Source organism: Microbacterium ureisolvens, assembly GCF_019511645.1.
In the GTDB taxonomy this organism is placed as follows: domain Bacteria; phylum Actinomycetota; class Actinomycetes; order Actinomycetales; family Microbacteriaceae; genus Microbacterium; species Microbacterium ureisolvens_A.
On sequence record NZ_JAEUAX010000009.1, the window covers coordinates 85,336 to 104,747 of the forward strand.

Genomic DNA, 19,412 nt, shown 5'->3' on the forward strand with positions numbered 1-19,412 from the left:
CTGGTGTGTTGCCGCGCGGGTGCGCGGGAGGTTGTCGGGGTCGCGGGAGTGTGTGAGAAGCGAACGCTTCAACAACAGGGGCGACAACACCGACAGGTCAACACGACCGTCAGTCTATGTGCACGGGCGGCGCGGCGTCGAGGCGCCGCGGATCACCAGGTCGCGACGTACTCCGATCGGCGAACCAGCGCGGCCTGCTCGACGAGCGGCAGCGAACGGTCGACGGCCTGCACGACGCGGCGTGCGACGTCGGGCGAGGTGAGTTCATAGTTCACGAAGTCGCTGTTCGACGCATAGACGCCGATGGGCAGCGTCAGCGCCTGGAAGAAGCCGAACAGCGGCCGCAGCTGGTGCTCGATGATGAGCGCGTGCCGCTCCCCGCCCCCGGTGGCAGCGAGGAGCACGGGCGTGCCGACAAGGTCGTACTGGCCGACGAAGTCGAACAGGTGCTTGAACAGCCCGGTGAACGACGCCCGGTACACCGGGCTGGCGACGACGAGAAGGTCCGCGGACTCGATCCCCTGCAGGGCGTTCTCGACCTCGGGGGCGACCTCTTCCCGGGTGAGCGCGCCCGCGAAGCCGGCGCCGAGCGTCGCGATCTCGATGAGCTGCGTCTCCGCCGGGATGCGCTCGGCCACACCGGCGAGGATCGTCCGCACCAGCGCGGTGGTCCGGCTCGGCTCGTGGAGCGAACCCGACACCCCTACGACGCGCAGTGGTCGGTCGGCGATGGTCTGGATGGCGGGGGCCTCCCGCAGCGCCTCCGTCATACCGGCACCACGTCCAGCGACGGCGCAGGGCCGACGGCGGCCAAGCGGCCGCGCGTACGCGACCACTGACTCCACGACCCCGGATAGACCACGACCTCGATGCCGGCGAGCGCGCCCGCGAGCGCCGTGTGCGTCGCCGCGATGCCGGACCCGCAGTAGGCCGCCACCGAGACGCCGTCGACCACCCCCGCGGCGGCGAACTCGGCGCGGATCTCCTCGGGCGAGCGGAACTTGCCGGCGGTCAGGTGCACCGTCGTCGGGAGGTTCACCGCGCCGGGGATGTGCCCACCGACCGGATCGAGCGGCTCCGCGTCGCCGCGGTACCGCTCCGGCGCGCGCACGTCGAGCAGCAGGCCGTGGTCCGGCCACTCCTCCACGCCGTCGATGTCGGCGACGCCCTCGGTGATCTCGTCGAGCACGACGTCGCCGGGCGGGCGGGGCAGCACGTCACCGGTGTCGAGCGGAAGTCGTTCGGCCAGCCAGCCCCGCAGACCGCCGTCGAGCACGCGCACATCGGCGAGCCCCGATCGCGTCAGCACCCACCATGCGCGGGCGGCGGCGACCGAGTGCACGTCGTCGTATGCCACGACGGTGTCGCCGTCGCGAATGCCCCACCGCCGAGCCGCAGCCTGGAGCTGCTCCCGCGGCGGCAGCGGGTGGCGCCCCTCCCGCGGGTCGCCGCGGCGCGCCAGTTCGTGGTCGAGGTCGACGTAGACCGCGCCCGGCAGGTGCCCGTCGAGGTATGCCGGCCGACCCTCGGGCTGGTCGAGCCGCCAGCGCACGTCGAGGATTCGCGGCGGGGTGCCGCTGCGGATGAGGTCGGCGAGCTCGGTCGGCGAGATGATCGGGGAAGGCATGCGGCCATGCTCGCCCGGTTGCGGAACACGCGGGTCGTCGTGACGACACACGCCGCGACACGGCGACACGGAGCGTCACACGTGGTCACACGGAGTGTCACCGCGAAGCCGTCTCGGGCCGGGCGACGGTACGGCCGGTACGGAGTGTCTCGATCCGAATCCGGCTCGGGTCAGGCGCGGGGCCATACGATTCCGCCAGAACCGATGGAGGAAACGGATGCCGCACCCTCGCGCGACACGTGAATCCCGGGCTTCACGGGGTGCCCGTGCAGCTCGGCTGCTCGCTGGAGTCGCTCTCGTGGCGGGGCTCACGCTTCTCGCCGGATGCGGCAACGGCGGCATCCCCCTGCCCACCGCTCTCCCGACGGCTCTGCCCACCGACCTGCCGACACGGCCGGCATCCCCCGAGCCGACCGTGCAACCGACCCCGCAACCCACGCGGACGCCGCTGGTACCGACGCGCTCCCCCGCGCCTTCGCCGGAGCCGACGCCCGAGCCCACACCGGAACCGACCGTCGTGCCGGAGCCCACCGCCGAGCCGACGACGCCGGTGCCGGTGCCCACGGCGGTGCCGGAGCCGACGGCGACTTCTACGCCGGAGCCGACGGCGACCACGACCCCCACCCCCACGCCGACGGCTCCTCCCACGCCGACGCCCACTGCCGCCGCGACGCCTTCGCCCACCGCCGAGGCAGGAGACAGCGCCGCCGCACCCATCAACTGGGTGCCGTGGGTCGTGCTGGTGGTGCTGCTCGTCGCTGCCGCGGTGATCTACCTCATCGTGCGCCGGCCGCGACCGAAGCCGCCCACTCAGTCCTGAGTCCCTCGCCACGAAGGGCGGGAGGGCCGGCGGGAGCGCGCAGGCGTCAGCCGCGGAGCGCGAGGGCGAACGGGAGCACCTCGGTGGCGCCCGCGCGGCGGAGTTCGCGCGCGGCGACGGTGAGCGTCCAGCCGCTGTCGACGCGGTCGTCGACGAGGAGCACCGGCCCGGCCGGGATGTCCAGGCCCGCGGCGGAGAACCGGCCCCAGACCCCCGCGACGCGGAAGGCGCTGTTGCCACCGGGCTGCCCGGTCGGCCCGCCGTCGACGAGGTCGAGCGTCCCGAGGAACGGCAGCCTGCCGATCTCGGCGATGCCGCGCGCGAGCGAGTCGACGAGCATCGGCTTCGCCCGAGACGGCATCGCGACGACCGCGACGGGGCGGTTCTCCCAGCCCCAGTCCGCGAGGACCCGCACGCACGCGCCCAGCACGTTCTGCGGTACGGACGCGTCGGCGGCTCCGGCCGCGAACAGGTCGCGGAGCGCGCCGCCCCAGCCGAGGTCGGTGAGCCGCCCGAGCGCACGCCCTTCCGTGGCCTGTTCGCCCGCGGCGATGCGACCCTTCACCGGCACGCCGAGCCGGTCGGCGCCGGTCGGCCACTGCCGCCTCACCTCGATGGGCACGCCGACCCTGTCGAGGGCGGCGGCCGCGGCATCCGTCGCTGCAGAGCCGATCGTCGTGGGGAACCACGCTCCTGCGCAATTGTCGCAGCGGCCGCAGGGCGCTGCGGTGTCGTCGTCGAGCGAGCGCTGCAGGAACTCCATGCGGCAGCCCGGCGTCTCTTCGTAGTCGATCATGTGCTGCTGCTCGGCGATGCGCTCAGCCGCGATGCGGCGATAGCGCTCCTCGTCGTATGCCCACGGCTCACCGGTGGCGATCCACCCGCCGCGCACACGACCGACGGCGCCGTCGACGTCGAGCACCTTCAGCAGCAGTTCGAGCGGCGTGCGCCGGATGTCGACGACCGCCTCGAGGGCCGGCGTCGACATCGGTCCGCCCGCGGCTGCGAGCGCCGCGAGCACCCGCTCGGCGCGGTCGCGATCGGGCATCGATGCGGTCGCGAAGTAGTGCCAGATGTCGCGATCCTCGACGCCGGGGAGCAGCAGCACGTCGGCGGAGTCGGTCGCGCGGCCGGCGCGGCCGACCTGCTGGTAGTACGAGACGGGCGATGACGGCGCTCCGAGATGCACGACGAAGCCGAGGTCGGGCTTGTCGAACCCCATGCCGAGTGCACTGGTCGCCACGAGCGCCTTCACGCGGTTTTCTTTGAGGAGCGCCTCCGACTCTTCGCGCTCGTCGGTGTCGGTCTGCCCGGTGTAGGCGCGCACGTCGTACCCGCGCTCGTGCAGCAGCCGTGCGGTGTCGTTCGCGGCCGCCACGGTCAATGTGTAGATGATGCCCGATCCTGGCAGGTCGCCGAGGTGGCTGATGAGCCACGCGAGCCGCCTCGGGGAGTCCGGCAGACGTAGCACGCCGAGCCTCAGCGACGCCCGAGCGAGCGGACCGCGGATCGTGAGGACGCCGGGAGTCGAGGCATCCGTCTCGGCCATGCCGGCGTCGAGCTGCTCGGCGACGTCGGCGACCACGCGGCTGTTGGCGGTCGCGGTGGTCGCGAGCACCGGCACTCCCGCTGGCATGCGCGCGATGAGGTCGCGCAGGCGCCGGTAGTCGGGGCGGAAGTCATGGCCCCAGTCGCTGATGCAGTGCGCTTCGTCGACGACGAGGAGGCCGATGCGGGCGACGAGCTGCGGCAGCTGCTCGTCGCGGAACGAGGGGTTGTTGAGGCGCTCGGGTGAAACGAGCAGAACATCGACCTCGTCGCGGTCGAGCCGGGCGAGCACGTCGCCCCACTCGTGCGCGTTGGTCGAGTCGATCTTCACGGCCCGCACCCCGGCGCGGGCCGCCGCGGCGATCTGATCCCGCATGAGCGCCAGGAGGGGCGACACCAGCACGGTGGGCCCCGCCCCGCGCCGTCGCAGCAGCAGCGTCGACACGAAGTACACCGCCGACTTGCCCCACCCGGTGCGCTGCACCACGAGCGCCCGGCGGCGATCGTCGACGAGCGCCTCGACCGCCTCGAACTGGCCCTCGTGGAAGTCGGCGTCGTCGCGCCCCACGAGGGTGCGGAGCACGCCGAGGGCTTCGATGCGGGTGGTGGCGGTCGCTGTCACCCCTCCACCCTGCCTGAGAGGACCGACACCGGCGACTGCGACGCAACGGCGGTGGCCACTCGCCCCGGCGCCTCCGACCGGCAGCCTCCACCCCACGTGCTACGGTGGCGGCGAGGAGGGAGGCGCCCATGGCCGAGACCATCGCCGTGGTGCTTCGCCTCGTCCTCGAGGTGCTCGCCTCCGCACTGCGCCCGGCGGCGGACCTCCTCGGCATGGCCGCGCGATCACTGTTCGAGATCGCACCCGCGCCTCACCCCGAGGCCGCCGCGCTCGTGATCGCGGTCGCCGTCGCCGCGACGCTCGCGCTCCTCGCCGTCGCGATCGCCGTCTTCCTCGTCCCCGCTCGCACGATCGCCGCCTCGGCCCACCCGCGCCGCGCGATCGCCGACTCTACGCGGCTCACCGCGTCGCACCCCGACGCTCCGGGACACTCCCGTCCGCGCGCCCCGGGTAGCGCGGCCCTGGCCGCGTAGCCCGACGCACGCTCCCCCGAGGACCGCTCGTCGGTGCCTTCGTGGCCGCACGCCACGAATCAGCACCCGACGAACGGACACCCCTTCATGGACTTCTACGCCTTCCCGCCTGTCGCCGCGATCCTCGACGCGGCCTACTCCCTGCTCATGGGGCTCGCAGCGCTGCTCGAACCTCTCGCCGGATCCGCGGCGGCCGCGGCATCCGTCATCGTCCTGACCCTGCTGGTGCGCGCGGCGCTCATCCCCGCGGGGATCGCGCAGGCGAAGGCCGAGCAGACCCGCAGCCGCCTCGCACCGAGGCTGCGTGAACTGCAGCGCAGCCACAAGAAGGACCCGGAGCGCATGCAGCGCGAGACAATGAAGCTCTACGCCGACGAGAAGGCGTCGCCCTTCGCAGGCTGCCTGCCGATGCTCGCACAGGCGCCCGTTGTCGCGATCGTCTACGCGCTCTTCCTGCACCCCGCGATCGCCGGGCACGCCAATGCGCTCCTCGCCCACGAGCTCGTCTCGGTACCGCTCGGAACCAGCCTCGTGGGAGCCATCGCCGCAGGGACCGCCTCCGCGGCGACCCTCGGGGTGTTCGCGGGAGTGACCGTCGTGATCGTCGTGGCGGCCGAGGTCACGCGCCGCGCGTTCCGCCCGCAGATGGAGGATTCGACGGATGCGGCGGCCCCCGCCGGCGCCGGCATCGCAAGGATCGCCGGCGCGCTGCAGTTCACGACCGCGGTCTTCGCCCTGTTCGTGCCGCTCGCCGCCGCGCTGTACCTCGCCACCACCGTCGCGTGGACTCTGGTGCAACGGGTGGTGCTGCGCAGGATCTACCCGCTCGCGAGCGCATGAGCCGCGACCGCGGTCAGCCCACCCGTTTGTCGCGGGCGTGCAGCACGCCGCTCGCGGCGCCCAGCACGGCGCCGGCCAGCGTGTCGATCACGCGCTCGCTCGCGACCGCGAGGGTGTCGACCGCTCCGGTGGCGGCGCCGGTGAGCAACAGCACGAGCGGCGTGATGAAGACGAGCGCGAGCGCGTAATTGCGCACGACGAACAGCTCGATCGTGAACTGGAGCACGCCCAGGAGCAGCGCGAGCCACAGCGCCGGGAGCGGCAGAGGAGCGAGGAGCAGATACACGCCCGCGCCGAGGATCGTGCCGATCATGCGGTGCAGGCCCCGGCTGAACGCGGCCCGCCGATCGGCGGCGACGCCCACGACCGCGATCCCGGCACCGACGATCCAGTACGCGCGGCCCGGGTCGACGAACAGCCCCACCCCGATCCCGACGACCGTGACGAGCGCGACGCGGACCACGAGCATCCGCTCCCCCGGCGGCCACGCGGGGCCCGGCAGCACCTGCCGGAGCGGCCGCGCGGCGACGCGACGCCGGCTTCGCAGCACCACCGGCGCCAGCGAGACGAGCGAGGAGAAAAGGATGCCGCAAGCCACCGCCGCGACGTAGGTCGCGGCATCCGCCCCCGACGCGACGATGTGCGCCGACAGCCCGTAGACGAGCACCGCGAACAGCGGACCGGGCGGACCGACCGCGAAGCCGAACATCGCGACGGCTGCGGCGATCGCGATCACCACGAGCCCGATCAGCGTCGCCACGGGCGACGGACCCGCCAGGGCGCCGAGCACAGCCGCGAGGACGAGGCCGCCTGCGACGAAGGGCACGACGCGCGATCGCTCGAGCACCGGGAGGTGAGTGCCGTACAGCGCGACGAAGGCGCCGGTCGCCGCCTGGAAGCCGAGGTCAGGACGCCCGAGCAGCGTCATCGCCGCGATGGGCACCGTCATCGCGATCGCCGCGCGCAGGCCGATCGCCCACCGCGGGGCCGGCGCGGGCGCGAGGCGGAAAAGGCTGGTCGCGGCGTGCCGCAGATCGGCTGCGAACCTCCGGGCGGCGCTGTGCTGCGGCATCCGTTCGGCCGTCAGACCGCCGGGCGCTCAGCCGGCGCCGGCTCCGAGAGAAGCTGGTCGAGGAGGGCGAGCGCGGCATCCTGCGGGGCGTCCGGGTCGAGCAGCCACTGGGTCTGCAGACCGTCGGATGCGGCGATCACGAGTGCGGCGGCGGCCATCGGGTCGACGTCGGACCGGATGCGGCCCGTGCTCTGGTTGTGCCGCACGCGTTCGGCGATCTCGGCGCGAACGCGCACGAAGCGCTGCGTCGCGAACTCGCGCGCGGCAGGATGCCCCTCTTCCAGGGCCGAGGCGACCAGCGACGAGTAGAGCTGGACGAGGCCCTGCACCTCGTGGTTGGCGTCGCTCCACCGGCGAAGGAGCTCGGTGGGCGTCACATCGGGCGGAACGGGCTCCCAGTCGTCGCCGCGCGCCTCGGACTGGCGGTATACGGCGATCAGGAGCTCCTCGAGCGACCCGAAGTAGTGCTTGAGGGCGGCGTGCGTGACGCCGACCTCCTCGGCGATAGCCCGCAGGCTGGTGCGGTCCGAGCCGCGCTTCGCGAACACTTCGATGGCCCGGTCGAGGATCTCCTGCCGACGGGCGACGCCCTTGGCGTACGACCCGCGCGGCGTCGGCTGGTGTTCCTCGTCGGCCATTGCACAATGCTATCGAATAAAAACCTCCACCTGGAGGTTTTCGTGGTACCGTTTCCAGGGACGGGGCGATTCGCCCGCGTCCGCCATTCAGACAGACCCGTCGAAGCAGACACCGAAGGAGCGCGACCGATGCCGGTCCAGACATCCATCCAGCTGTTCACCGTCCGGGAGGCTCTCGAGGCCGACCTCGAAGGCACCCTGGCCGAGCTCGCCGCACGCGGCTTCACCGCCGCCGAGCCCTACGACTTCGTGCACCGGGCCGAGCCCCTCGCAGCTGCGCTGAAGGCCAACGGCATCGCCGCGCCGACCGGCCACGCCTTCCTCGCCTCGACGTCTTTCGTCAACCCCGACGGCACGACGACGACCCGCGCGGTGCCCGCCCCGGAGGCCGTCTTCGACGCCGCCGAGACCCTCGGCATGACCACGGTCATCGAGCCGTACACCGACCCCGCTCTCTGGCAGAGCCGGGAGCACATCGCCGACATCGCCCGGCAGCTCAACGCCGCGGCCGAGCTCGGCGCCGCCCGCGGCATCCGTGTCGGCTACCACAACCACGCGCACGAGCTCGAGGCGACGTTCGACGGCAAGACGGGCCTCGAACTGCTCGCAGAGCTGCTCGACGAGCGCGTCGTGCTCGAGGTCGACCTTTACTGGGCGGCCCGCGCCGGCGTCGACTCGCCGGCTCTCCTCCGCGTGCTCGGCGACCGGGTGATCGCCGTGCACGTCAAGGACGGCACTCTCGAGGCCGAGGCCATCGCCGCCTACCCGCCGGCCGACCAGGTCCCCGCCGGCCGGGGCGTCGTCCCGCTGGCCGAGGCGCTCGCCGCGGCGAACGCGCTCGAGGTCGCGATCGTGGAGTTCGACCACTTCAACGGCGACCTGTTCGACGCGGTCGAGCAGAGCCGCGTCTTCCTCGACGAGACGCTCAGCGAGAAGGCAGTCGCCTGATGGCCACGTCTTCCTCCGGAGCCGTCGGCGTCGGCATCATCGGCGCGGGCAACATCAGCGACCAGTACCTGACGCATCTCACGAGCTTCCCCGACGTACGCGTGCTCGCGGTCGGCGACCTGCTCGAGGACCGCGCGAAGGCCCAGGCCGCCAAGTACGGCGTGCCGCGCGGGGGCAGCGTCGACAGCGTGCTGAACGATCCCGACGTCGACATCATCGTGAACCTCACGATTCCGGCCGTGCACGTCGAGGTGTCGCTGGCGTCGATCGCCGCCGGCAAGCACGTGTGGACCGAGAAGCCCATCGGCATCGACCGCGAGGAGTCGCAGCGACTGCTCAAGACGGCGGATGCCGCGGGCCTGCGCGTCGGCGTCGCCCCCGACACCGTGCTCGGCCCGGGCGTGCAGACGGCCAAGCGCGCGATCGCACGCGGCGACATCGGCCGCCCGCTGTTCGCGACCACCACGTTCCAGTGGCAGGGTCCGGAGCTCTGGCACCCGAACCCCGCGTTCCTCTACGCCAAGGGCGCCGGCCCGCTGCTGGACATGGGCCCGTATTACGTGTCGACTCTCCTTCACGTGTTCGGGCCGGTCGCCTCGGTGGCCGCGCTCGGCCTGCAGGGAGTGCCGACGCGCACGGTCAAGTCCGGCGAGCTCGCCGGCCAGGAGTTCCCGGTGGAGATCCCGTCGACGCTGTCTGTGCTCATGGACTTCGAGCAGGGCGGTCAGGCGCAGAGCCTGTACAGCACCGACTCGCCGCTCAAGCGCCACGGCATCGTCGAGATCAACGGCACGGAGGGCACTCTCGTGATCCCCGACCCGAACACCTTCGGCGGCGACATCACGATCGTCCGGCCGCTCACCGACGCGTCGGTGAGCGACCAGGAGATCCTCGAGGTGCCGCAGGAGGGTGTGCTCGCCGGCCGCGGGCTGGGCCTGCTCGACATGGCCCGCTCGATCCGCGACGGCCGCCCGCACATCGCGACCGGCGAGTTCGGCTACCACGTGCTCGACACTCTGCTGTCGATCGAAGAGGCCGCCGCATCGCGCACGTACGTCGACGTCGAGAGCACCCTCGGCGAGGTCGGGTCGCTTCCCGCGGACTTCGACCCGCTGGCCGCCACGCTCTGACCGACCGCGGTCCGCGCGAAGGCCCTCTGCCGCCAGGCAGGGGGCCTTCATGCAGGTTACGGATGCTGCAGCCCGCGGCATCCGTCACCCCACCGCGTCGACATCGTGCGCTCTCGACACCGCTACAGGCGGCCGACGGTCTCGATGTCCTCAAGGAAGTCGGCGGCGACCTGGGCTGAGACGGTGGCGCGGGTCCCCGCGATCGCGGCGGTGTAGTCGTCCATGAACGGGCCGGCGGGCTCGTCGGCACCGGAGTCGACGGCGTTCTCGAGCGCGGACTGCGATGCCTTGCGCGCCGCGAACTCGATGTCGGCGGGCGAGAACCCGTCGGTCATCGCAACCAGCTCCGGTACGTCGATCCCCACCGCCGCCTCGGGGATGTACCGGCGCCAGATCGCATCGCGGGCCTGCTGATCAGGAAGGCCGATCGGGATGACGTAGTCGAACCGGCCGTGACGGAGGAACGCGGCATCCAACGATCTGATGAAGTTCGTCGCGCAGATCAGGAGGCGTCCGGGCTGCTCGCGGAAGGCGGGGATGATCTTGAGCAGCTCGTTCGTGACGCCCTGCGTGGGCGACGGAGGCTCGCCCTGGCGGTGCGAGGCGATCTCCTCGACCTCGTCGATGAAGACCACGGCGTGCTCGAGCTCGGCGATCGTGGCGAACGTCTCGCGCAGTGCGCCGGCGAGACCGCCGGGATGCGCGGCGAGCCGCGAAGGGAAGACCTCGACGAACGACCACTCCAGGCGCGACGCGATCGCCTTCGCGAACGTGGTCTTGCCGGTTCCGGGTGGGCCGAAAAGCACGATCGCGCGCGGCGGCACCACGCCGAACCTCTCGGCGAGCTCAGACTGCGCCAGCGGCAGCACGACCCGCCGCTCGAGCAGCTCCTTCTCGGTGTTCATGCCGCCGACGGCGTCCCAGAGGCCGCGGGGCAGCACCCGTCCGCCGAGCTCAGCCAGGCGCTTGAGCTCCTCGCGCTGCACCGGGATGTGCCGCTCGAAGTAGTGGAGGTCCTGGATCAGCGCGAACCCCTGATGCAGGAAGGCGCCCATCCGGGTCTCGGCCGCGGGCATGAGCGCCGACAGCTTCGAGATGCCCTCGGGTGCCATCCGCGCCTCGAGCGCCGCGAGCAGCGACGACCCGATGCCGACACCCCGCACGTGCGAGGCGGTGGCCAGGAACACCACCCAGCCCTGCGCGTGCGCGACGCGGCCGATCGCGGCGCCGACCACCTGCTCGCCAACGACCGCGACCACGGCGTGGTCCTTCGCACACGACGCGAGCACCTCGGAGAGGCTGTAGACCGGCTCGGACCCCTCCGCTGTCACCTGCTCCCATAGTCGCAGGATCCCGTCGACGTCGTCGGCGTGATAGTCGCGGATGCGCCAGCCTGCCATGCCCGGACTCCCTTCGGTGCGAGGTGGGTCGCCTCAGGCTACCCATCCGCCGGGTGTACGGGCAGCCGCATGACGGCGGCCGGCGCCGCCAACCGGTCACCCGAGCAGCGGACGCTGCCGCCCTCGCTGCGCGAGATACTCCTCGCGCGCCCGCTGCGTGCTCTCGAGCGTCGAGACCTCCGACACCGGCACGTCCCACCATCCGTCGCCGTCGGGCGCATAGATGAGCGGGTCGCTGTTGATGTGGATGAAGGTCGAGCGATCGGATGCCTTCGCCTGCGCGACGGCCGCCTTCAGGTCGTCGATGGCCGAGGTACCGGGCTCGATCTCGATGACATCGAGGCCGTAGCTGCGCGCGTTCATGGCGAGGTCGACCGGAAGGACCTTCTCGCCCTGGAAGTTGCGGGCCTCGCCGTCGTACTCGCGGTACCAGGTGCCGAAGCGCTCGGACCCGACCGTCTCCGACAGGTGGCCGATCGACGCGTACCCGTGGTTCTGGATGAGCACGACGATGATCTTGATGCCCTCAGCGACCGCGGTGACGAGCTCGGTGTTGAGCATGAGGTACGAGCCGTCGCCCACCATCACGATCACGTCGCGATCGTCGCCGTCGGCGAGGAGGCCCCGCTTGGCGCCCAGGCCGCCGGCGATCTCGTATCCCATGCAGGAGAAGGCGTACTCGACGTGGTACCCGAGCGGATCGCGAACGCGCCACAGCTTGTGCAGGTCGCCGGGCAGAGAGCCCGCCGCCTGAACGATGACGTCCTCCGGCGCGCTGGTCGACTGCACGGCGCCGATGATCTCGGGCTGGCCCGGGAGCGCGAGACCAGAAGGCTCGAACGCCGCGTCCACCGCAGCATCCCATTCCGCCTTCGCGCGGGCGATGCGCTCGGAGTACTCGCGACCGACCTCGAAGCCCTCGAGCTCGATCGCGAGCTCAGTCAGCGCCTCGCGCGCGTCGGCGACGACGGGAAGCTGCGACCCATGCTTGTAGGCGTCGAAGGACGCGACGTTGATGTTGACGAACACGACGTCGGGGTTCTGGAACGCGGTGCGCGACGCGGTCGTGAAGTCGCTGTACCGCGTGCCGATGCCGATGACGACGTCGGCCTCTGCCGCGAGGCGGTTGGCCGCGAGGGTGCCGGTCGCGCCGACGCCGCCGAGGTTCTGGGCGTGGTCCCAGTTCAGCACCCCACCACCGGCCTGCGACGTGCCGACGGGGATGCCGGTGGCCTCGACGAGTGCGCGCAGCTGGTCCTCGGCGCCGGAGTAGATCACGCCGCCGCCGGCGACGATGAACGGGTTCTTCGCGCCCCGGATCGCAGCGACGGCGCGGGCGAGCGGCCCGCGCTCGGGCAGCGGGCGGCGGATGTGCCACTCGCGGTCCTGCAGGAATTCGACGGGGACGTCGAGGGCCTCGGCCTGGACGTCCTCGGGAAGCGCGATCGTCACGGCGCCGGTCTCGGCCGGGTCGGTGAGCACGCGCATCGCGGCGAGGGCGATCGAGTAGAGCTGCTCGGGGCGCTGCACGCGGTCGAAGAAGCGCGACAGCGGGCGGAAGGCGTCGGTCACCTGCAGGCCGATGTCCCACGGCTGCTCGAGCTGCTGCAGCACCGGGTCGGCGACGCGCGTCGCAAAGGTGTCGCTGGGCAGCAGCAGCGCCGGAAGGCGGTTGGTGGTGGCGAGGGCCGCGGCGGTGAGCATGTTCGCAGCGCCCGGGCCGACGGACGCGGCTGACGCGTACGTGCCGCGGCGGCGGTGCACGCGGGCGTAGCCGACGGCCTGGTGCACCATCGCCTGCTCGTTGCGGGCCTGGTGGTACGGCATCAGGTCGGGGTCCTCGACATTGACCTGCTTCAGCGCCTGCCCGATCCCTGCCACGTTCCCGTGCCCGAAGATGCCGAACATGCCCGGGATCGTCCGCTCGCGGATGTCACCGTCCACGGTCCACTGGTGCGCCAGGAACTCCACGAGCGCCTGGCTCACCGTCATCCGCTTCGTCGTGCCCATCAGCGGTCGCCTTCCTTCTTCGTGCCGGTCGTGTAGGGCAGGCGCTCGTCGAAAGCCTGCCCGGTCCAGGTGTCGCGCACCCACGCGTGCGCGGGGTCGTCGCTGATCAGCCACTGCCGCTCGGGGTCGGGGCCGGCCATGACGTTGAGGTAGTAGAGGTCGTATCCCGGGGCCGCCACGGCGGGACCGTGGTAGCCGAAGGGCACAAGCGCGATGTCGCCAGTGCGCACCATCGCGTTGATGTCGATCTCGCCCGCCGGGGACGAGTACGTGCTGAACATGCCGAACGAGCTCTCGGCCGCAGCATCCGATCCCGCCACCGGCGCCGTCTCGAAGTAGTAGATCTCCTCGAGGCGCGACTCGTGGCCGGGCACGTGCTCGTCGTGCTTGTGCGGCGGGTACGACGACCAGTTCTCGGCCGGCGTGATGACCTCGCACACGATGAGGCGTGCGGCGTCCAGCGCCTGCGGCGTGCCGAAGTTGTGCACCTGACGGCTCGAGCGACCGGCGCCGCGCAGCTCGATCGGAGTGTCGGACGCGGGGATGTACTGCCACGGGCGCGTCTCGGTCGTCGGAGCCTCGGTGACAGCGACGCGCCCGTGACCACGTACTTCGGCGGTCGTCCCTGACGGCAGATACAGCACATCGGTGGGGCCGTCGAACACCGAGGCGCGCCCGTGCAGGCGTGTCTCCCACTCGCCCGGGAAGTGGTGGTGCACGACGCGGAACTCGCCCGCGAGCGGCACCACGATGCGCTCGACACCGCGATCGTCGAGCGTCAGCGTCTCGCCCTCGCGGAGTTCGGCGATGCGGATGCCCGTGTGCTGCCATCCGGGAGTGGTCGCGTCGACGACGCTCTCCCAGCCGTCACGGGCGAGGTCACCTCGGCGGTGGAACCAGCGCTGGTCCGTTGTGGTCATGTCGTGCTCTCGTGTGTCGATTGTGTGGGACGGATGCCGCGGCCGCGAGTCCCCCCGGATCGCGGCCGCGGCAGCTCTGGGGCCGGCTCAGTTGTTCTGGGGGAAGCCGAGGTTGATGCCGCCGTGGCTGGCGGGGTCGAGCCAGCGGCTGGTGATGGCTTTCTCGCGGGTGAAGAAGTCGAAGCCGTGCACGCCGTAGGCTTTCGCGTCGCCGAACAGCGACTGCTTCCAGCCGCCGAAGGAGTGGTAGGCGACGGGGACGGGGATGGGCACGTTGATGCCGATCATGCCGACCTCGACTTCGTTCTGGAACCGGCGGGCGGCGCCGCCGTCGTTGGTGAAGATCGCGGTGCCGTTGCCGAACTGGCCCGAGTTGATGAGGTCGAGGCCCTCGTCGTAGCTGTTCACGCGGACGATGGAGAGGACGGGTCCGAAGATCTCCTCCTGGTACGCGCGGCTGGTGGTGGGGATGTCGTCGATCAGGGTGGGGCCGAAGAAGAACCCGTCCTCATGACCGTCGACGGTGTAGCCGCGGCCGTCGACGACGATCCTCGCGCCGTCGGCTTCGGCGATGTCGACGTACTCGGACACCTTGTTGCGGTGGATGTCGGTGATCAGCGGCCCCATGTCGGGCTCGACGCCGTCGATACCCGCCCCGTTGCCGATGCGGAGCCCCGCGATCCGGTCGGTGATCTTGCCGATCAGGTCGTCCGCGACCGGCTCGACGGCGAGGACGACGCTGATGGCCATGCAGCGTTCCCCGGCGGCGCCGTAGCCGGCGTTGACGGCCTGGTCGGCGACCAGGTCGAGGTCGGCGTCGGGGAGCACGAGCATGTGGTTCTTCGCGCCGCCGAGCGCCTGCACCCGCTTGCCGTGGCGGGAGGCGGTCTCGTAGATGTACTGCGCGATCGGGGTGGACCCGACGAACGAGATCGACTGCACCACCGGGCTGGTGAGCAGCCCGTCCACGGCGAGCTTGTCGCCCTGCAGCACGGTGAACACCCCGTCCGGCAGGCCCGCTTCCTGCCACAGCTGCGCGAGCCACAGCGCCGCGGACGGGTCCTTCTCACTGGGCTTGAGGATCACACTGTTGCCGGCGGCGATCGCGATCGGGAAGAACCACATCGGCACCATCGCGGGGAAATTGAACGGGGAGATGATCCCCACCACGCCCAGCGGCTGCTTCAGCGAGTACACATCCACCCCGGTGGAGGCGTTCTCGGAGAAGGCGCCCTTGATCAGGTGCGGGAACCCGGTGGCCAGCTCCACCACCTCCTGGCCGCGGAGGATCTCACCCATCGCGTCGGAGAGCACCTTGCCGTGCTCGGCGGTGATGATCTCCGCCAGCTCCCGCTTCCGCGCGTTCAGCAGCTCACGGAAGCCGAACAGCACCGCCTGACGCTTCGCGATCGAGTACGTCCTCCACACCCGGTAACCGGCCTCGGCCGACGCGATCGCCGCATCGATCTCCGCCTGATCCGCCAACGCGACCCGCGCCGACACCGCCCCGGTCGCCGGGTTGAACACCGGCGCGGTACGGCCGGACGTCGACGCGCGCTCGGCGCCATCGATCCAATGCGAGATGACACGCACATCGGCGTCGCTGCGGGTCGTGGCGACGGAGGTCTCGGTGATGCTCATGGATCTTCCTTCTTGGGGGAGGGGTCAGAGGTCGGTGTGTACGAGGCCGGCCGCGATGTCCACGGCGGCGGCGACGTCGTCGTCGGGCGGGTAGAGAAGCGTGCGTCCCACGGTGAGTCCGCGGACACCGGGGAGCGACAGTGCGTCCTCCCAGGCGGCGAAGGTCTCGTCGGGATCGACGCCGGCGTCGCCGCCGAGCAGCAGCGTCGGCATCGTGGTGGCGGCCATCACCCGTTCCATGTCGTCGACGACGGGCAGCTTCATCCAGGTGTACGCGCTCGAGGCGCCGAGACCGGAGGCGATGGCGATCGACAGGATGACGGCATCCGTCGACAGGTCGTTGACGATGCGCCCGTCGACGCGGTTGCTGAGGAAGGGCTCGAGCATGATCGGCAGTCCCGCGGCCGATGCCTGAGTGACGGCATCCCTCATCGCGGTCAGGGTCGCGACGGTGCCGGGGTCGTCGAGGTCGACGCGCACGAGCGTCTTCGCGAAGTCGATGCCGGAGGCCACCATGGTGGGAACGTCGTAGGCGGTCATGCGGTCGTCCATCTCGAACGACGCTCCTCGGAGGCCGCCGCGATTCATGGACCCCACGATGATCTTGTCGTCGAGCAGACCCAGCGCCGCGAGGTCGTCGATGATGTCGGGCGTTCCGAGCACGCCGTCCACGCCGGGACGGCTGAGCGCCGTCGCCAGACGGTCGAGGAGCTCGTACCGGTCGGCCATCGCTACCGGATTCGACCCGACACCGAGCGCACCGCGCGCGGGGTGGTCTGCAGCGACGATGAACAGGCGTCCATCACCGCGGAGCACCTCACGCCGGCGGCGGTCGGCCAGGGCGGCGCCGATCATGGCAGGTTGCGTGGCACGGATGTCGCGGAGGCGCGCGAAGTCGTCCGCGGTGAGGAACTGCGTCATCGGGAGACTCCGGTCTCGAGGATCGCGGCGATCTCGGCTTCGGTGGGCATCGCGGTGGAGCACTCCAGGCGCGACGCGACGACTGCGCCCGCGACGTTCGCGAAGCGGAGGATGCGCTCGAGGTCCCACCCGGCGAGAAGGCCGTGGCACAGGGCGCCGCCGAAGGCGTCGCCCGCGCCGAGTCCGTTCACCACCTCGACCCAGTACGGTGGCACGACGACCGACTCGTCGCGGGTCTTGGCCAGCACGCCCTTCGGGCCCTGCTTCACGATCGCGAGTTCGACGCCGCGCTCGAGCAGCGCGTCTGCGGCGCGCTCGGGCTCGGTCTCGCCGACGGCGACCTCGCACTCCTCGCGGTTGCCGACGGCGACGGTCGCGTGCTCGAGTGCTCGCGACACCTGGACGCCGGCCTCGGCCGGGTCTGCCCAGAACATCGGGCGGTAGTCCAGGTCGAACACCGTGTGCCCCGTGGTGCGCGCCTGCAGCGCGGCGTGGTGGGCCGCCCGACTCGGCTCCTGGCTGAGACCGGTCGCGGTGAACCAGAAGATGCGCGCCGAGCGCACCGCCTCGAAGTCGAGGTCGGCAGGGGCGACATCGAGGTCGGGTGCCTTGGGCTCGCGGTAGAAGTACAGCGGGAAGTCGTCCGGCGGGAAGATCTCGCAGAAGGTGACCGGAGTCTTCAGCGTCGGATTCACACCCACATAGCGGTTGTCGACACCCAGGCGCTCGAGCTCGGACAGCAGATAGCGGCCGAACGGGTCATCGCCGACCCCGGCGATGAGCGCGACGCGGCGCCCGTGCCGTGCGGCGGCGACGCTGACGTTCGCGGCGCTGCCGCCGAGGAACTTGCCGAACGTCTGCACCTCTTCGAGCCCGACTCCGGACTGGAGCGGGTAGATGTCGACGCCCAGCCGTCCGAAGGCCAGGACGTCGAAGGGAGAAGTGTTCTCGGTCATACTCCGCTGTACAACTCTCTGCGCGTCCCGCGGGGTGCGCATTGGTGGACCATTTGTCCTGACAATAGCACAAGGACGGTCCTGCGCAACACCCTGCGCGTGTCGTCGAGTGACAAAGTGCAGCCGATGTATCATTGTCGGGACATTATGCTGTCGGGACTTGGAGTTGAGTGATGGCAGACGACGTGGTCAAGATCGACGACCTGCTCGCGGGCCTGGACCGCACCGGACCGGTGCCGCTGTACTTCCAGGTGTCCACAGCCATCGAACAGGCGATCCGCTCCGGCGAGATCCCCGCCGGAGCGCGCCTCGAGAACGAGATCGCGATCGGCCAGCGGGCGGGGCTGTCACGGCCGACGATCCGCCGCGCGATGGAGGAGCTCGTCGACAAGGGGCTCCTGGTGCGCCGCCGCGGGATCGGCACGCAGGTCGTCCAGGGACAGGTCACCCGCCAGGTCGAGCTCACGAGCCTGTATGAAGACCTGAAGAGCTCGCAGCACGAGCCGAGCACCCTCGTCCTCGAGCACGACACCCGCCCCGCCGATCCGGCTACTGCCGAGGCGCTGCGGGTTCCGGTCGGCTCCGACATCGTCTACCTGCGCCGTCAGCGTTCCACCGACGGCGTACCTGTCGCGGTGCTCACGAACTATCTCCCGATCGAGTTCGCCGACATCACGACCGAGCAGCTGCAGGTGAAAGGTCTCTACGAGATCATGCGCGCGCGGGGCGTCACCATCCGCGTCGCCAACCAGAAGATCGGCGCGCGCCGCGCTCACGGTGACGAGCCGGGGCTGCTGGACATCGACAAGGGCGGCCCCGTGCTCACGATGGAGCGCGTCGCCTTCGACGCGTCCGGCCGCGCCGTCGAGTTCGGCCACCATTGCTACCGCCCCGACATGTACAGCTTCCAGACGACGCTCGTGGCGAAGTGAGCGTGGGGGAACGGATGCTGCGGGCCGCAGCATCCGTTCCCCCACTGCTCAGCGGGGCACGAGAGCACCGGTCACGTCGTAGGCGCGAAGCCGGCCGCACATGCCGAACCCGCGTTCGCCCACGAGCGGCGGCGCCTGCGACACCGCTGCCACCGAGAGGTGCCCGGCGTCGCCGGCGGCGAGCGCCCGCGTGACGTCGAGACTGTGCGCGGCCTGCGCAGCGGGACCGCGGTCGACGACGGCGGTCCAGTCCTCTGCCCGCTCCCGCACGAGCCGCGCAGCGGCGGCATGAAACTCCTGCAGTGGGCCGAAGTCGCCCGCCGATGCGGAGTCGCGCAGGACGAAGAATCCCGTGACCGCGAGATCGCGTCGGCGGGCAGCCGCCGCGGCCCGCGCCTGCAGCGATTCGGTCGGGAGCGTCGCGGCCGCGGCGTAGCGCTCCGGGTCGGCGACGACATCGACCGGGAAGGTCATCACGGCGTCGCCCGCCTCGGGGAGCCCGGCGTTGCCCATCACCACGAGCACCTCGAGGCCGCCGTGGTTCACCGCACGGTGGATCGTACCCGGGGTGAACCACACCACGGAGCCCTTGCTCAGCTCGGTCGTGCGCGGTCCGCCGGGATCGAGCGTGTGCAGCTCGCCGCGGCCGCCGATGACGACGTAGCACTCGGTCGAGGCGAGATGCATGTGCGGACTCCCGCCGCGCAGGCCGTCGGGCGCGACGTCGTCGTAGACGTCGAGCAGGGTCACGGAAGTGGCGCCGGGAAAGGTCGGCGGGGGCGTGGTCACGATGGCTCCTCTCCCTCGCGACTCAGACTACGTCCGCTGGAGGAGGCCTCGAAGGACCTCTGCGACCGGGCTGCAGCATCCGCTCCTCCGTTCAGATCACGCTGCGCTCACAGTGTTCGCAGACT

At 71.2% G+C, this 19,412-nt stretch carries 18 protein-coding genes; 6 read left to right on the forward strand and 12 right to left on the reverse strand.

The window, feature by feature from the left end:
• Positions 1–152 precede the first annotated feature (152 nt).
• Entirely contained in the window at positions 153–770 is a 618-nt protein-coding gene (msuE, locus tag JNB61_RS15285) for an FMN reductase (RefSeq protein ID WP_220292064.1), read from the reverse strand.
• Entirely contained in the window at positions 767–1,627 is an 861-nt protein-coding gene (locus JNB61_RS15290) for a sulfurtransferase (protein ID WP_220292062.1), read from the reverse strand. Before JNB61_RS15290 ends, msuE begins: the two co-directional genes overlap by 4 nt.
• Before the next feature lie 298 nt (positions 1,628–1,925).
• Here JNB61_RS15290 and JNB61_RS15295 point away from each other — a divergent pair, with 298 nt between their 5' ends.
• Positions 1,926–2,447 (forward strand): hypothetical protein, encoded by a 522-nt coding sequence (locus JNB61_RS15295; RefSeq protein ID WP_220340157.1) that lies wholly within the window; start codon positions 1,926–1,928, stop codon positions 2,445–2,447.
• Between the two features lie 46 nt (positions 2,448–2,493).
• On the opposite strand, the gene JNB61_RS15300 is transcribed toward JNB61_RS15295, so the two are convergent.
• Positions 2,494–4,617, reverse strand: coding sequence for a RecQ family ATP-dependent DNA helicase (locus tag JNB61_RS15300; protein WP_220340158.1), 2,124 nt, complete (start codon positions 4,615–4,617; stop codon positions 2,494–2,496).
• A gap of 128 nt (positions 4,618–4,745) precedes the next feature.
• Between JNB61_RS15300 and JNB61_RS15305 the strand changes: the two genes are divergently transcribed.
• Complete coding sequence (locus tag JNB61_RS15305; protein ID WP_220292025.1) at positions 4,746–5,090, forward strand: DUF6412 domain-containing protein; 345 nt, start codon at positions 4,746–4,748, stop codon at positions 5,088–5,090.
• Positions 5,091–5,177: 87 nt separating this feature from the next.
• Positions 5,178–5,930: a YidC/Oxa1 family membrane protein insertase gene (locus JNB61_RS15310; RefSeq protein WP_220292161.1), complete on the forward strand. Its 753-nt coding sequence runs from the start codon at positions 5,178–5,180 to the stop codon at positions 5,928–5,930.
• A gap of 13 nt (positions 5,931–5,943) precedes the next feature.
• On the opposite strand, the gene JNB61_RS15315 is transcribed toward JNB61_RS15310, so the two are convergent.
• Entirely contained in the window at positions 5,944–7,002 is a 1,059-nt protein-coding gene (locus JNB61_RS15315) for an FUSC family protein (RefSeq protein WP_220340159.1), read from the reverse strand.
• Positions 7,003–7,013: 11 nt separating this feature from the next.
• On the reverse strand, positions 7,014–7,640 hold the full coding sequence (locus JNB61_RS15320; protein WP_159847199.1) for a TetR/AcrR family transcriptional regulator: 627 nt from the start codon (positions 7,638–7,640) through the stop codon (positions 7,014–7,016).
• Positions 7,641–7,769: 129 nt separating this feature from the next.
• Here JNB61_RS15320 and JNB61_RS15325 point away from each other — a divergent pair, with 129 nt between their 5' ends.
• Positions 7,770–8,588, forward strand: a complete 819-nt coding sequence (locus tag JNB61_RS15325) for a sugar phosphate isomerase/epimerase family protein (protein ID WP_220292021.1) — start codon at positions 7,770–7,772, stop codon at positions 8,586–8,588.
• On the forward strand, positions 8,588–9,718 hold the full coding sequence (locus tag JNB61_RS15330; protein WP_220340160.1) for a Gfo/Idh/MocA family protein: 1,131 nt from the start codon (positions 8,588–8,590) through the stop codon (positions 9,716–9,718). The genes JNB61_RS15325 and JNB61_RS15330 overlap by 1 nt, the downstream gene beginning before the upstream one ends.
• Positions 9,719–9,840: 122 nt before the next feature.
• Here the strand turns inward: JNB61_RS15330 and JNB61_RS15335 are convergent, their stop codons facing one another.
• The 6 genes from JNB61_RS15335 to iolC form a co-directional block, all read right to left on the reverse strand.
• A complete protein-coding gene (locus JNB61_RS15335; protein ID WP_220292010.1) occupies positions 9,841–11,118 on the reverse strand; it encodes an ATP-binding protein in 1,278 nt (425 codons plus the stop codon).
• A 96-nt stretch (positions 11,119–11,214) separates the two neighbouring features.
• A complete protein-coding gene (gene iolD, locus JNB61_RS15340) occupies positions 11,215–13,128 on the reverse strand; it encodes a 3D-(3,5/4)-trihydroxycyclohexane-1,2-dione acylhydrolase (decyclizing) (RefSeq protein ID WP_220340161.1) in 1,914 nt (637 codons plus the stop codon).
• A complete protein-coding gene (gene iolB, locus JNB61_RS15345; RefSeq protein ID WP_220340162.1) occupies positions 13,128–14,048 on the reverse strand; it encodes a 5-deoxy-glucuronate isomerase in 921 nt (306 codons plus the stop codon). Before iolB ends, iolD begins: the two co-directional genes overlap by 1 nt.
• A gap of 87 nt (positions 14,049–14,135) precedes the next feature.
• The gene (locus tag JNB61_RS15350) at positions 14,136–15,689 is read right to left on the reverse strand and encodes a CoA-acylating methylmalonate-semialdehyde dehydrogenase (RefSeq protein WP_222855468.1); all 1,554 of its coding nucleotides are present in this window, start codon (positions 15,687–15,689) and stop codon (positions 14,136–14,138) included.
• A 24-nt stretch (positions 15,690–15,713) separates the two neighbouring features.
• Positions 15,714–16,610, reverse strand: a complete 897-nt coding sequence (locus tag JNB61_RS15355; RefSeq protein WP_220340163.1) for a class I fructose-bisphosphate aldolase — start codon at positions 16,608–16,610, stop codon at positions 15,714–15,716.
• On the reverse strand, positions 16,607–17,566 hold the full coding sequence (iolC, locus tag JNB61_RS15360) for a 5-dehydro-2-deoxygluconokinase (protein ID WP_220340164.1): 960 nt from the start codon (positions 17,564–17,566) through the stop codon (positions 16,607–16,609). The genes JNB61_RS15355 and iolC overlap by 4 nt, the downstream gene beginning before the upstream one ends.
• 173 nt (positions 17,567–17,739) lie before the next feature.
• Between iolC and JNB61_RS15365 the strand changes: the two genes are divergently transcribed.
• Positions 17,740–18,498 carry a GntR family transcriptional regulator gene (locus tag JNB61_RS15365; protein WP_220340165.1) on the forward strand — a complete coding sequence of 253 codons (759 nt, stop codon included), beginning with the start codon at positions 17,740–17,742 and terminating at the stop codon, positions 18,496–18,498.
• 48 nt (positions 18,499–18,546) lie between these two features.
• Here JNB61_RS15365 and JNB61_RS15370 read toward each other — a convergent pair whose 3' ends face one another.
• A complete protein-coding gene (locus tag JNB61_RS15370) occupies positions 18,547–19,287 on the reverse strand; it encodes a cupin domain-containing protein (protein WP_220340166.1) in 741 nt (246 codons plus the stop codon).
• Positions 19,288–19,412: the final 125 nt, after the last annotated feature.

What these genes read in the sequence shown, in the direction of transcription:
- JNB61_RS15305 (WP_220292025.1), top strand. Translation starts at nt 4,746, where the DNA reads ATGGCCGAGACCATCGCCGTGGTGCTTCGCCTCGTCCTCGAGGTGCTC.
- JNB61_RS15315 (WP_220340159.1), bottom strand. Translation starts at nt 7,002, where the DNA reads ATGCCGCAGCACAGCGCCGCCCGGAGGTTCGCAGCCGATCTGCGGCAC.
- msuE (WP_220292064.1), bottom strand. Translation starts at nt 770, where the DNA reads ATGACGGAGGCGCTGCGGGAGGCCCCCGCCATCCAGACCATCGCCGAC.
- iolD (WP_220340161.1), bottom strand. Translation starts at nt 13,128, where the DNA reads ATGGGCACGACGAAGCGGATGACGGTGAGCCAGGCGCTCGTGGAGTTC.
- JNB61_RS15365 (WP_220340165.1), top strand. Translation starts at nt 17,740, where the DNA reads ATGGCAGACGACGTGGTCAAGATCGACGACCTGCTCGCGGGCCTGGAC.
- JNB61_RS15310 (WP_220292161.1), top strand. Translation starts at nt 5,178, where the DNA reads ATGGACTTCTACGCCTTCCCGCCTGTCGCCGCGATCCTCGACGCGGCC.
- JNB61_RS15290 (WP_220292062.1), bottom strand. Translation starts at nt 1,627, where the DNA reads ATGCCTTCCCCGATCATCTCGCCGACCGAGCTCGCCGACCTCATCCGC.
- iolC (WP_220340164.1), bottom strand. Translation starts at nt 17,566, where the DNA reads ATGACCGAGAACACTTCTCCCTTCGACGTCCTGGCCTTCGGACGGCTG.
- iolB (WP_220340162.1), bottom strand. Translation starts at nt 14,048, where the DNA reads ATGACCACAACGGACCAGCGCTGGTTCCACCGCCGAGGTGACCTCGCC.
- JNB61_RS15325 (WP_220292021.1), top strand. Translation starts at nt 7,770, where the DNA reads ATGCCGGTCCAGACATCCATCCAGCTGTTCACCGTCCGGGAGGCTCTC.
- JNB61_RS15335 (WP_220292010.1), bottom strand. Translation starts at nt 11,118, where the DNA reads ATGGCAGGCTGGCGCATCCGCGACTATCACGCCGACGACGTCGACGGG.
- JNB61_RS15330 (WP_220340160.1), top strand. Translation starts at nt 8,588, where the DNA reads ATGGCCACGTCTTCCTCCGGAGCCGTCGGCGTCGGCATCATCGGCGCG.
- JNB61_RS15320 (WP_159847199.1), bottom strand. Translation starts at nt 7,640, where the DNA reads ATGGCCGACGAGGAACACCAGCCGACGCCGCGCGGGTCGTACGCCAAG.
- JNB61_RS15355 (WP_220340163.1), bottom strand. Translation starts at nt 16,610, where the DNA reads ATGACGCAGTTCCTCACCGCGGACGACTTCGCGCGCCTCCGCGACATC.
- JNB61_RS15350 (WP_222855468.1), bottom strand. Translation starts at nt 15,689, where the DNA reads ATGAGCATCACCGAGACCTCCGTCGCCACGACCCGCAGCGACGCCGAT.